Annotated in this window: 11 protein-coding genes; 4 read left to right on the forward strand and 7 right to left on the reverse strand. The window is 39.0% G+C overall.

Translation table 11 applies throughout. The features are described 5' to 3' along the window. Positions 1–2 precede the first annotated feature (2 nt). Both V6260_RS15310 and V6260_RS15315 read right to left on the reverse strand, forming a co-directional pair. A complete protein-coding gene (locus V6260_RS15310) occupies positions 3–209 on the reverse strand; it encodes a PLDc N-terminal domain-containing protein (RefSeq protein ID WP_341594983.1) in 207 nt (68 codons plus the stop codon). Next, the gene (locus tag V6260_RS15315; protein ID WP_341594984.1) at positions 209–1,276 is read right to left on the reverse strand and encodes a potassium channel family protein; all 1,068 of its coding nucleotides are present in this window, start codon (positions 1,274–1,276) and stop codon (positions 209–211) included. The genes V6260_RS15310 and V6260_RS15315 overlap by 1 nt, the downstream gene beginning before the upstream one ends. Positions 1,277–1,440: 164 nt before the next feature. On the opposite strand from V6260_RS15315, the gene V6260_RS15320 reads away from it, so the two are divergent. Then, the gene (locus V6260_RS15320) at positions 1,441–2,388 is read left to right on the forward strand and encodes a chemotaxis protein CheV (RefSeq protein ID WP_341594985.1); all 948 of its coding nucleotides are present in this window, start codon (positions 1,441–1,443) and stop codon (positions 2,386–2,388) included. Positions 2,389–2,634: 246 nt separating this feature from the next. Here the strand turns inward: V6260_RS15320 and V6260_RS15325 are convergent, their stop codons facing one another. Beyond that, positions 2,635–3,375, reverse strand: coding sequence for a type II CAAX endopeptidase family protein (locus V6260_RS15325; RefSeq protein ID WP_341594986.1), 741 nt, complete (start codon positions 3,373–3,375; stop codon positions 2,635–2,637). Positions 3,376–3,666: 291 nt separating this feature from the next. Continuing rightward, positions 3,667–4,683 (reverse strand): site-2 protease family protein, encoded by a 1,017-nt coding sequence (locus tag V6260_RS15330; RefSeq protein WP_341594987.1) that lies wholly within the window; start codon positions 4,681–4,683, stop codon positions 3,667–3,669. Positions 4,684–4,866: 183 nt separating this feature from the next. Between V6260_RS15330 and V6260_RS15335 the strand changes: the two genes are divergently transcribed. Continuing rightward, complete coding sequence (locus tag V6260_RS15335; RefSeq protein WP_341594988.1) at positions 4,867–6,072, forward strand: EAL domain-containing response regulator; 1,206 nt, start codon at positions 4,867–4,869, stop codon at positions 6,070–6,072. A 25-nt stretch (positions 6,073–6,097) separates the two neighbouring features. Here V6260_RS15335 and V6260_RS15340 read toward each other — a convergent pair whose 3' ends face one another. After that, the gene (locus tag V6260_RS15340) at positions 6,098–7,174 is read right to left on the reverse strand and encodes a hemolysin family protein (RefSeq protein WP_341594989.1); all 1,077 of its coding nucleotides are present in this window, start codon (positions 7,172–7,174) and stop codon (positions 6,098–6,100) included. 85 nt (positions 7,175–7,259) lie between these two features. On the opposite strand from V6260_RS15340, the gene V6260_RS15345 reads away from it, so the two are divergent. Continuing rightward, positions 7,260–9,755, forward strand: coding sequence for an alpha/beta hydrolase family protein (locus tag V6260_RS15345; RefSeq protein ID WP_341594990.1), 2,496 nt, complete (start codon positions 7,260–7,262; stop codon positions 9,753–9,755). Between the two features lie 180 nt (positions 9,756–9,935). Further along, a complete protein-coding gene (locus tag V6260_RS15350) occupies positions 9,936–10,640 on the forward strand; it encodes a response regulator transcription factor (protein ID WP_341594991.1) in 705 nt (234 codons plus the stop codon). A gap of 57 nt (positions 10,641–10,697) precedes the next feature. On the opposite strand, the gene V6260_RS15355 is transcribed toward V6260_RS15350, so the two are convergent. Continuing rightward, on the reverse strand, positions 10,698–12,206 hold the full coding sequence (locus V6260_RS15355) for a YifB family Mg chelatase-like AAA ATPase (protein ID WP_211019107.1): 1,509 nt from the start codon (positions 12,204–12,206) through the stop codon (positions 10,698–10,700). Between the two features lie 34 nt (positions 12,207–12,240). Further along, positions 12,241–12,855, reverse strand: coding sequence for a trimeric intracellular cation channel family protein (locus V6260_RS15360; protein ID WP_138681107.1), 615 nt, complete (start codon positions 12,853–12,855; stop codon positions 12,241–12,243). Positions 12,856–13,165: the final 310 nt, after the last annotated feature.

Here is a 13,165-nt window from a genome sequence, read left to right on the forward strand (position 1 = left end):
TACTATGACGATTTTTTCTTCTTTCTTTTTTTGCGACCATGCTTTGGCACAATAGCAAAGTACATAATAAGCCCAAGCCACGAAAATATAATAACGCCTATTAACCAGCCGTTTTTTTCGTGGCCTTGGGTGCGCTTACTATTTACTACTATAACAACAGGTAAAATATAAGCGCTTAAAATCATAATTAAAAATACAACTTCATTCATTATTTTTCTAGACTCGACCAGTCTACTTCACTGTTTAATACTCGATCTACCGATATATAGTGCAGAATATCGCCTTCACTAACTTTGTAATCAAGTGGTGGGTTTAAATCCATATTTTGCGCACTTAAATTATGAGCAACACCCAACAATATTGCATCATGTTCAAGCTTAAAGTGATGAAACAAAGTACCAAACTCCATATCTTTGCAGCCGCTTGGTATTTTCAAGCTAAACTGTGTATCACCATGCAAAGTAGATAGCAGTTCCTCTTGCACCCTGCTCGAACCTGGATCTTGCATTGAACGCACTAATATTTCTGCCGATTTGGCACTGCTGCACTCTACATTTTCGCAATGCTCTAACATCATCTCAACTTTGGTTTCATCTAAAAAGTGAGCGCTTATATGACAATCATCTTTTACTAAGCGACTAATGCGCAGGGCTGTTGTAAATGTCTGGTCGTCATCTTGACCATCAATAATCACTTTATCAGCACTGCGAATAGCTACACGCTCTAACTCCCCTAAGTTTGTAAAGCTAGTTAAACGTGCAAAATCAACGCTTTCGTTAGATAAAAAAGGATGATCCATTTGCTCTGTTACCGCGAGTAAAATACGACGATTAGTTCGCTTCGTATCTGCTAAAATGTAATCAATCATCTTTTTTGTACGAGTGTCGTGCCAACCAAAAATAATTATATGGTTGTTACTATGAGCAAAGTTTTTATCACCGGTCATAACGCGCCTAATTAAGTAAGTCACTGTTTGCCCTGCTTTTCCAAGCAAAACACCAAATAAAGCTAAACCAAACGGAATCTGTACTAACGCTACAACCCAGCGACCAAGCTCGCTCTCTGGGCTAAAATCGCCATATCCTACTGTTGAGGTTGTCACTGTGTAGTAGTAAAAAAAAGTGGTAATCGAGGTAAGCGCTTGTTCATTTGCTACATACAATAAACCCCAGGTTATTAGCATGTGGGTTAATATTGCCAATATCACAGCCTGCCAGCTGAGCTGATCAATATGGCTGCGCAACAGCACAACAATACGTTTAAAAATATGATGCATAATTTTTTATTAATCGGTTGATTATTTAAATCATTTGGTAACACAATACTGCACATGATAGCACTTAGGCAACGTTTACTGTAATCGAAATATTCACGGTTCGTTATGGATAAAAATAAGAGTAAACTATAGTTATTAAGTTATGAGAAAAGAATGAGTCTATTATGTCAGGTGTTTTAGCGTCAGTTGATCAACGTACTCAGCTTGTAGGTGAGAATCGTTTAGAATTGCTACTTTTTTATTTACATAGCCGCCATTTATTTGCACTGAATGTATTTAAGATTAAAGAAGTGGTTAAGCTCCCCCGTTTAAGCAAAATACCACATTCTCACCCTAAGGTTACGGGTGTTGCTAATATTCGAGGTGAATCTATTCCAGTGATTGACCTACGCCAAGCTATTTCTATGTCACACAAAGAACATGGCGACGATTGTAATCTGGTCGTAACTGAATACAACCGCACCACCCAAGGTTTTTTAATCGGTAAAATTGATCAAATCATGAACATGACCTGGTCTGATATTATGCCACCACCCAGCTCAGTAGGTAAAAATCACTACATTACTGCACTTACTAAAGTACAGCGCGATGACGTGGAACACTTGGTAGAAATTATTGATGTAGAAAAAGTACTGGCTGAAATAGTGGAGTACGAAGTTAATATTTCTGATGGGGTATTGGATCAAACCATAGTCAACGAATTCTCTGGGCGAAAAATACTGCATGCTGATGACTCGCCAACAGCGCGTAAGCAAGTTAACGATACGTTATCGCAGCTTGGTATCGAAATAATTCCTGCCAGTAATGGTCTAGAAGCTCTACAAATGCTAAAAAGCTGGGCTGATGATGGACGCGATGTTGAAAAAGAGCTGCTAATGGTGATTACCGATGCCGAAATGCCTTCAATGGATGGCTATCGCTTAACCTATGAAATACGTAACGACAACCGCTTAAAAAACTTACATGTTGTTCTTAACACGTCCCTGAGTGGCAGCTTTAACCAAGCCATGGTGGAGAAAGTAGGCTGTAATGCATTTTTATCAAAATTTCAGCCTGACTTACTTGTGCATGAAGTACAAAACCGTTTAAAACATGTGTTAGGCAACACTTAATTAGCTCACTAGCAAATACTTAACGCGGTGAGTATTTGCTAGTAACCTTCCCCTCATAACTAACCTTTAAAAAGCCCACCTTGCTTAGTGGTTATTCAAAGCGGTGTTTGCTAATCCTGAGGTCTCCTGATTAATTAACAAATAAGTATTTTGGCAATAAATAGGCGCGATTTTATATCGCGCTTACTAGTAGCAAGCCAAAAGAACTAAGCAAGAAAATAAAGTTAACTGATAAGTCATTTAATATCACCTAATAGATTCACCTATTGCTAATAAATTACAGATCATGTGAGCGATAATGAAATACCACAGATTACCCGATAAATGACGAATTAACCCCATCAAGCATGAAAATATAAACAGTGAAATAAAAATTTCAATTTGATCATACTGTCCATGTATCAATGTAAACACGATACTTGGAATAATAATTGCGCCACTGGCTCCCAAGGCGTTTTTTTTCAGCCTGTAGAATGCTATTCCTCGAAAAACTACTTCCTCAAATATAGGCCCAATAAATACGACTGCTAAAAACAGCATAATTTTAGCTAAAAACGAGTTTGTTTGTGCTTCAACTTCTAACATAAAATCTGGCAAGGCAACTTCCATCAAACTAAAAAACCATTGTTCCAGCAATAAGTAAGCCGCCGTTAATAGCACTGTAATGATTAAAGGAAGAAGAGCCACTTTCTTTATTGCTAAGCGCCCAATAACTTCGCTTTTATTTTTCGCATCAAGAGTAGACTTTAAAAATGGCAGCGTAAGTACAGCAGTGAGGAAGGTAGATGTAAAAATTAAACCAGGATTGGTATCTAGCTGCTCTATATGAGTAAGGTCATTTAATAATAATGCTCCACCACCCGATAAAAAAATAATTAAGCGTGAGGCCATTGGGAGCACCAGTAAAAAAAAGGCCAACCAATAAAGCGTGTACAATAAAGATTCCACTGTACTTTGATTTACATGTTGTTTTATCGCATCATCCATAATTTTATCAGCTCACGGCTTCTTATTATTTTCCATTCTGAGGAATAACACCATATCAATTACCCCATTAAGAAACAAACCAAAACTAACATTTTGCTATCGCCACACAAACTAAAATAAACACGGTTAGTTTTATTCAGAGGAGTTGAGCAATGGTAATTTCCCTTTTCAAACGCCCTCTTTACTGAGCGACAGCTTTCTTTCTAAACAACAAATCCACACAAACCTTAAAAAGTAGCGTGCAAAAAAAACAGCATGGTGAGCAATCTTTGATCTACCATGCTGCTTTTGTTAGCTCGACAAAATCGTCATCGGTAAACTAAGTATTGGGTTTTTAGAGTCTGCAAAGTGCATCATCACTGCCACGTGGCCTGCAACTACAATCGCGTACATAGCAGCCGAGAAACCTTGGCCGTATTTATCAAGCGGCAATAAATGCGAGTAATGTCGGCCGCGCCATTCAAATACGATTTCCAGTGCGCCGACAAACAAAAAGAACACCAGTAACATTAAGCCAAATGTATAGCTCAGCCATAAGCCAAATAACACACCGAGTAAGCACACACTCAAACCTACCCAAGAGCGCATTGAAAAACTTATACTTTTTAATATATGGCCGCCATCAAGCGGTAAAATAGGTAGTAGGTTAAATAAGTTAAGTAGTGCGCTTAATACCGCAACACCTGCAAATATGTCCATTTCAGTGGCGTAATACAAAACCACACCCAGCACTGAGGTAAATAAACCAAATGCAGGACCCATTAGTGATATAACCACATCTTGCCAACGCGTTGTTATTTTATCGTCGCTTACAGCAAGTCCGCCTACAAAGGGAATAAGATAAATACCTTTGGTCTTTATACCAAAGTATTTCATGGCTCTTACGTGCCCATACTCATGCACCACTAAACACGCAATAAGCATCAGCGCGAATTCAATGCTAAATAGCCACGCATACCCAGCAACGGATGCTCCCGCCAACGCTACTTTAATTACTTTTGTACTTTTAAATAACTTAAAGCCTAGTGCCGCCAGCCCTAAAAAACCTTTTTTGGGTGTGTTATTTACTGGGTCTGGTAAAGCAAGTTGAGTAGCAAATACATCATCAACAAATAACGATATTGATTGATTATTTACCTCTGTGCTGTCGATCCCAATAAGCTTGTTATCTAAATTAAATTGATAATAATTTTCTCGTGGGTTGTCAAAAGAGATTGCTTGTTGATTATGAAAAATTTGTACAATTTGTTGCCCCGAAAACATTATTGTAAAAGGCTGTTCGGCTAGCATTAAGTCTATTTTTATCATCTTTATGACCGTTTAAAACAATGTCGCTAGTATACCTATCCAGCTTAAAAACACGAGGGGGCTAAGCCGCAGGTTATCTCATTAGCTTAAATAAAATAGAATTATAAATACTGACAAATACACCACTCGGTACTACTTTTACAGTAACCAAGATTTTTAAATTCACTATTGGAAAGGATAACAATGAAAAAAATAGTGCCGAATATTTTAGTAGTTGATGATTCAATGGCTATTTTAATTGTTATGGAAGCCATACTTAAAGAGTTAGGGCTGTCTGAAACGATCACCACTACTTTAAGCGCTAGAGATGCACTAGATAAAGTAAAAACTAACCCAACCTATTATGATGCAATTTTTACTGATTTAAACATGCCAGAGATGGACGGCATGGAATTAATACGCCACTTAGGGGAGCTAAACTATCAAGGCGGTATTATTATTGTTTCAGAAATGGATCACAAAGTAATAAGCCTAGCGGCAAACCTTGCTAAACAGCATAATGCTCACCTCATTGGTAATATTGCAAAGCCAGTGCAACTGTCTCAGGTTAGTAGATTACTTATTAAAGTAGCGCAATTAAATAGCCACACTTTATTAAAAGAGCCAGTTATTTCAAAAGATGAGCTTATTGATGCATTAAAAAACGATGAAATAACGCCTTTTTATCAACCAAAAATAAACACTGATAACAATAAAATTGAAAGTGTTGAAGTGTTAGCGCGTATTTTATCAAGTAAAGACGGCAATATTATTTTACCTAACCGTTTTATAAATACTGCCGAACAACACAACTTAATTAATCAAATTACATTTTCTCTTTTTGAAAAGGCCACCAGCGAATTCAAAAATATGAAAGCACAACTAGGTCATGATTTTAAAATGGCCTTTAACTTATCGCCAACCCAGCTCGATGACCTAAGCTGCCCTAATAAGTTACTACTTATTTTAGAACTAAACCGACTCACGCCTAGTAATATAATTATAGAAATAACAGAACAACATGCGCTCTCGAGTCTCATGCAATTAGAAACACTAAATAGATTAAGAATGCATGGTTTTGGCTTATCGCTAGATGACTTTGGAGTTGGTTTTACTAATATGGAGCAGCTTCGGAACCTTCCTTTTACTGAAATAAAAATAGACCGTTCACTCATTAGCAACATAGAGACTGACCTTTTTTCTCAGGTAGTTGTTAGCTCTTTAATTAATATCACTAGCGGTGAGCATTTAGATTTAGTTGCCGAAGGTGTTGAGCGCCCTGAAGAGCTAGCTTATTTAAAGCACTACCGCAGGAATTTAGCTATTCAAGGCTTTTTATTCAGCTGCCCCAAACCTAAAGAAGAGTTTATATTGTGGGCAAAAAAATGGACTGAAACGCCACACCCATAATTTAAAATATTAAACACCCGAGCGATTAGTTATCGCCTCCGGTCTGTTTATCTTCATCACTGACTATATGGCCACTGCTTGCTAAGCGTTGGCGCCAACGCTGCTTAGCAACCATGCGCATATTAGTTGATTGGTCTCGCTCATCAACAATCTCGAGCCCCATTAATGCTTCAATCATATCTTCAAGGGTAACGATGCCTTGTACATCGCCATACTCATCTACAATTAAGCAAATATGTGTGCGCTGTGTAAGCAATGTTTGCAATAAAGACGATACATTATGCCCCTCAGGCACAGTATGAATAGGTTTAACTAATTTACTTATTTTGCAGTCAGTACCTAATCGATGATGCGCGAGCATAATATCGTTTTTATGCACAAACCCTATAATGTCGTCAGCGTCTTTATCAAATACTAATATACGAGAAAAAGACGATGAACCATGCTCATTTAAATATTGGTTTACAGTTAAATCTTTATGTATTTTGAAAAGTACGGTTCGCGGCGTCATTAAATCGCATAATTTAGCATGCCTAAAGTGCAGTAAATTACGAATAATTTCAGATTCATCCTCGTGAAGCGCCCCCGACTCTGTACCAATATCTGCCATGGCTTCTATTTCTTGACGAATGTAATACGCTTCATCGTGCTTAGAGCCCATTAAATTAGTTAATTTTTGAGCACACCATACAAAAGGTTTTAGTAAAATAACTAAAAAGCGCAAAGAGTAAGTAACGCTAGGTGTTAATGCTCGCCAATAATTAGCGCCCAATGTTTTGGGTATAATTTCAGAAAGCACTAACACAAGTAAAGTCATTATGGCTGAGGCAATACCGACTGCGGCATCAGAGAAAACAACTGCCGCTTGTGCGCCCACACCAGCAGCACCAGCAGTATGCGCTACCGTATTAAGCGTTAAAATTGCAGCTAATGGCTGATCTATATTACTTTTAAGTTTTTCAAGCCGCTTAGCAAGCGCGGGCTGATTTTTACGAAGTAAAGCCACATAACTTGGCGAAATACTTAGTAATACAGCTTCCATAACCGAGCACAAAAACGAAATAACTATGGCAGCTACCATATAAATAATCAGTAAGGTCACTTTTTCTCCGATGTGTTGAACGTATGAGCATGGTAACAATACATGCTATATTTGGCCAAATTACCAAATAATAATAGGCACAAACATGAAATTTAGCTCATATTGGTACAAACAAAATAAATTATTAAAACAAGCTGCTAGCATAATTACGTTGAGTAGTTTGAGCTTTACGGTAAATGCTGCTGCGCTCGATAAATCAAAAATACAATTTATAGGCCCACTTGCCGAAGATATGCAATTAAAGCCTTTTCAAACGCCACACGGCAACGCTATCGTTAATAATTTACTGCCACAGTTGCAAGCTAATTCAACTAGTTTGTCGGTATTTGGTAAAAAGCAGAGTTGGCAGCCATTTAATAAAATAAATGCACTCACTTTAGGTGGCTTACAAGCGCTTAAATTTAATATTGAAACCACCCGCTTTAGCCAAGGTACTCTTACCTTAAAAGGGTTAGAACAAGGCCAACTATTTATTAATGGTGAACTACAAAAAGGCGATAAAAACAGCTATAAACTTACGCTCACCAACGGCTCTCATACTGCCATTTTAGTAGCGCAGCAAGTTGCTAACTGGAACGAAGTGAGTCTCGACTTTGCACCAAAAACTGATATCGACAAAATTACGCTTAGTACATCACAGCAAAAGCGCTTATCTGCAAAACAGTTATTCGATGCGCCGACTATTAGCAGCCTATCAATGGCGCCTAATGCTAAGCACTATATTACAGTAACACGCACTTACAGTGATAATACCGCAAATCAAGCGAATACAATTACCGAGCTTAAAAACGACAATAACGAAACGCTTTATCGATTTGAATCAGGCCAGCCCAGTAATATTATTTGGAGCCCAGATAACCAATATTTAGTGTATTTATTAAATGGCGAGCTTAAGCAATTAAACCGTAACAACCTCTCTATAAAAACTCTTGCTGAGGATTTAGAGGGAGCCAGTGGCTTTACCTTTTATAACACTCTCAGCATTGTTTTTAGCTGGTCTAAATCTGCCGACGAAAGCAACAGCTTAACCAAGCATTATAAAGGCCTGCAAGATCGTTGGTCCTACGCACGCACAAAAAGCCATGTTTATATGCTTGATACTAAAAGCCGCTTAATTAAAGCACTAAGCCAAGGGCCTATTTCGTATAACCTTGAAGATATAAATAGCAATCGTGGTAAAGTTTTAATGAGTCACCCCGTTATGGCTATGCAAGCATCAACACACCCAGAAACAGAGCTTGTTGAGCTTGATATAAAATCAAACAAATTAAGCTCTCTTGGCAAGTTTAAAACATTTAACCAAGCTAAATACGTAAATAAAGATGTATATGTAGTCGCTGGTCCAGACTTTAAAAATGGCGCTGGCCGCGCCTTACCTAAAAATATGCTTGCCAATAATTACGATGGCCAACTTTATTTACTTACCGATAATGGTAAAAATGTAAAAGCACTCAGCAAACAATTTAATCCTGCTATTGGCCAGCTTAATGTACTTGATAACGGCGATGCACTTATAAAAGTCACCGAGCAAGACACTCAGCCTCTTTATTTATTTGATTTAAGTAAACAGAGTTTTAAAAAGCTAAATACAGGGCTAGATATAGTTGAACAATTTAGCTACTCACACGATAGAAATTCAGAAGTACTTTTAAGCGGCACAACGGCTTCATCACCACAGCAGCTTAAACGTTTAAATATAAGCAAAAATAAAGCAGAGCTTATCTGGGATTCAAAACCACTTGCGTATGCAAATACACAAATACCGAGCCTTGAAGAGTTTAACTTTACTAATAAAGATGGCGTAGAAATAACTGGCCGTGTTTATATACCTAGTAATTTAGATAAAACAAAAAAACACCCTGCACTCGTTTATTATTACGGCGGCACATCACCTGTTACTCGTGGTTTTACGGGGCGCTACCCATTTAACTTGTGGGCTGCAAATGGTTACGTTGTATATGTAGTACAACCTACAGGCGCAACTGGATTTGGACAAAAGTTTTCAGCCCAACATGTAAATGCATGGGGTGACTATACAGCTAACGATATTATTGAAGGCACACATGCATTTTTAAATAAATACCAATATGTAGATAGCAATAAAGTTGGTAATTTAGGCGCGTCTTACGGTGGCTTTATGACTATGCTGCTTGCAACTAAAACTGATATGTTTAGCGCATCGATTGCTCATGCAGGTATTTCAAACTTAACCTCATATTGGGGCGAAGGTTGGTGGGGATACTTATACTCAGGCGAGGCCTCTAAAAATAGCTTTCCTTGGAATAACGCTAAACTTTACAGCGATCACAGCCCAGTGTTTCATGCGGATAAAGTAACAACTCCTATGTTACTTCTTCACGGCGACAGCGACACTAACGTACCGGTTGGCGAAAGCTTAACTATGTATACTGCCTTAAAGCTTTTAAATAAGGATGTAGAGCTTATTGAGTACAAAGCCGCTAACCATCAAATTTTTGCTCGCGATAAGCGATTTGACTGGTGGAATACTATGCTAGCCTATTTTGATAAAAAGCTAAAAGACGAACCACAATGGTGGGATTCAATGTACTCAAAAGACTAATTTATAAGTTATTTAAAATGTTTAGCACCTTTTAATTAGTTTAAAGGTGCTAATTTAATCCTTACGTAACACCCTCTATGCCTTTGAAATATTAAGTTACCTAAAACTGACAAACCCCCTTCTCAGCATTTAGTTAATGGTGCTACCATACAGAGCTACAAACACTCAAAATAAAGTACTATGGCTATTAACGTTTTATTGGTTGAAGATGACGAGCTACTCGTTAAACGCATCCAAAATCACTTCGCAGAAACTGAGTTTACAATTGAGGTTGATCCCACCGGTGCCGATGCGCTTAGTATTGTAAGGCAACGGGTAAACCTGCGTAGCGCTTTTTCGTTAGCCATAATTGATATTGTTTTACCAAAGCGCGACGGCCTTCAACTTGCTAAAGAGCTAAATACACTCACTGATATTGGCGTTATTGTTTTATCAAGTAGAGACTCGCAAGCAGATCGTATTGCTGGGCTTGCCCAAGGTGCCGATGACTACATATGCAAACCCGTCGATTTACTTGAGTTAGAGCTTCGCATGCGCGCGCTCTATAAGCGTGTTGCTGTTAACCTAGAAGACGACGAAAGCGAAGAGTTTATAGAATATGCTGACTTTAAGCTCCACCCTGATAACCGCACATTAATTACTGCTACGGGCGTTGAATCACGCTTAACCGAAGCCGAACATAAGGTGCTTATTTGCTTAATTAGCAATGCAGGTAAAGCCACCTCGCGTGAAAAAATCTCTGAAGAAATTGGCCAGCCCGACTGGAGCCCAAACGATCGTACCGTTGATGTTTTAATAGGTCGTTTGCGCAAAAAGCTTAACGATGAAAAAGATCAAAAACGCATTGTTACCGTACGCGGCAAAGGCTACATGCTTTCACTGTAAAATATGTAGTATATAACCTGACTCTGGGTAATAAATTTATCTTAAAAGTAGCTCAGGCTATTTAGCTAACTGTGCTAGTAATCGTTCAAAAGCGCGATAATTTAGCGCTTCTTTTAGCTCTTCTAAACTAATGTTTTCAGCCCCTTTTAAATCACTAATCGTACGCGCCACTTTTATTACCCTATGATACGAGCGCGGCGATAACGACAACTTCTCACTCGCTCTTGCCAAAAACTGCAATTCAGCTGGCGCAAGAGCGCAATGTATATTCATTTCCTTATTATTAAGCCGCGCATTTACTTTGCCTTGGCGTTTTAATTGCACACTGTAAGCCGCCTCTACTCGCGCTCTAACTTGTGCGCTGCTTTCTTCTGGCTGAGTGCTTTGTAGCTCAACACTTGTTAGGCGAGGTAGTTCTATTTGTAAGTCTATGCGGTCTATAAAAGGCCCTGATACTCGTGATAAATAACGCATAACTTGATCAGGTGTCGCACGCTTATCATTATGACACCCTGTAGGGCTTGGGTTTAATGCAGCTATTAGCTGAAATTGGGCAGGAAACTCCATTTGCCTTGCTGCACGCGAGATTACCACTGAGCCTGTCTCCATAGGCTCACGGAGTGAATCAAGCACCTTACGCTCAAATTCAGGCAACTCATCTAAAAAGAGCACACCATTATGTGCCAGTGAAATTTCACCCGGTTTAGGGTTTGAAGAGCCACCAACCAAAGCAACTGCCGAACACGTGTGATGCGGGTTACGAAATGGTCGCTGTCGCCAATTATTTAAATCGATAGATTGACCAATAATAGAATAAAGAGCAGCGGTTGATATTGCTTCATCATCCGACATGGTTGGCATTATGGTCGCCATTCGCTGAGCAAGCATTGACTTACCAGTACCTGGAGGTCCTAAAAATAATAAATTATGCCCGCCTGCTGCAGCTATTTCTAATACTCGCTTTGCACCGGGCTGACCTTTAACATCACTTAAATCGAGTAAAAAGTCGGGAGCTTGTGTGCAATCGGGATATTCTATATTTAGTGGTAAAGGTTGCTGATTAAGTAAATCCCCCCACACCTCTTGCAAAGAGCTAACAGCTTTACGTTTTACACCATTAACTAGACTCGCGAGGCTATCGTTGGCAAAAGGTAAAAAGCAGCAACGATCTTGCTCTTTTGCAGCAAGCACAGAGGGCAAGATAGCATTAACACCACGCACTTCACCGTTAAGCGCAAGCTCGCCATAAAACTCATACTTATGAATGTCAGGGCAAACAATCTGACCAGAGGCCACTAAAATACCTACTGCAATAGCTAAATCAAAGCGGCCGCCATCTTTAGGTAAATCGGCAGGCGCCAAATTTACAGTAATTCGCTGATCAGGAAAGCCAAATTGAGAGTTCTCAAGTGCACTGCGCACCCTATCTTTAGACTCTTTAACGGATGCTTCTGGGAGGCCAACAATATGAAAAGCAGGTAAACCATTCCCAAGGTGAACTTCTACGATAACTTCGGGGGCATTAATGCCTACTTGAGCACGAGAATATATGCGAGCTAACGACATTCCTTATCCTAGTAAATGGTGTGATTACACCAGTTTAGTCAGGATATTTGAAAACGTGTACTGTGATTTGCCATTTAATAGCGGCAATACGTAGCAATAACGTGGTTAACATCGCTAAAACCATCGCAAGTTCAGTTACCAAATCAAAGTAAACCCCGAGTGTATAAACAATCCCGCCCGCTATACAGGTAATAGCGTATAGTTCACCTTTTAGCAGCATTGGAATTTCGCGTGCCAATACATCGCGGATCATACCGCCAAAACAGCCCGTGATAACCCCCATAATAATAGCGGTCATATGTGGCATGCCCGCTAGTAATGCTTTTTGAGTGCCCATTACAGCAAAAAAAGCCAAACCAAATGCATCTGCAATTTGTAAAGTATAATGCGGAATCGACTTTTGCTTATTGATAAGTCGAGTAGTGATCAAGACTGCGGCTAAAATGGCATAAAAGTAACTTTGGTCATGAAGCCAAAATACGGGAACATCCAAAATAACATCGCGCACTGTACCACCACCAATCGCTGTGACAGTTGCCAATACCACAACACCAAAGCCATCCATTTTCTTTTCGTGCGCAACTAAAGTGCCCGTAATAGCAAACACAGCAATGCCTATTAAATCAAACCAATGGTAAAGTTCAGTCATGTGTAACAGCCTAAAAATATTTGTGCTGTTTTAACACAAACAATATAAAGTTTTAAGTAATAACGATTTATTTTAAGAAGTTTATAACATTTTTGAAGTGTATCTCAGGGGGCGAGAGCTTGCACTTATGAGAAGTGAATGCCTCATGCAGTGAAGATGATCTTTAACCTATAAGCTAAATCACCATACTCATCAAATTTCAGGCATAAAAAAACACTCATATAGAGTGTCGATTTATTCTAAAATTTATTTCAGTTGGTTGCGGGAGCCGGATTTGAACCGACGACCTTCGGGTTATGAGCCCGACGAG

The sequence above is a fragment of the Pseudoalteromonas aliena genome (genome assembly GCF_038155085.1).
Classification (GTDB): Bacteria; Pseudomonadota; Gammaproteobacteria; order Enterobacterales; family Alteromonadaceae; genus Pseudoalteromonas; species Pseudoalteromonas aliena_A.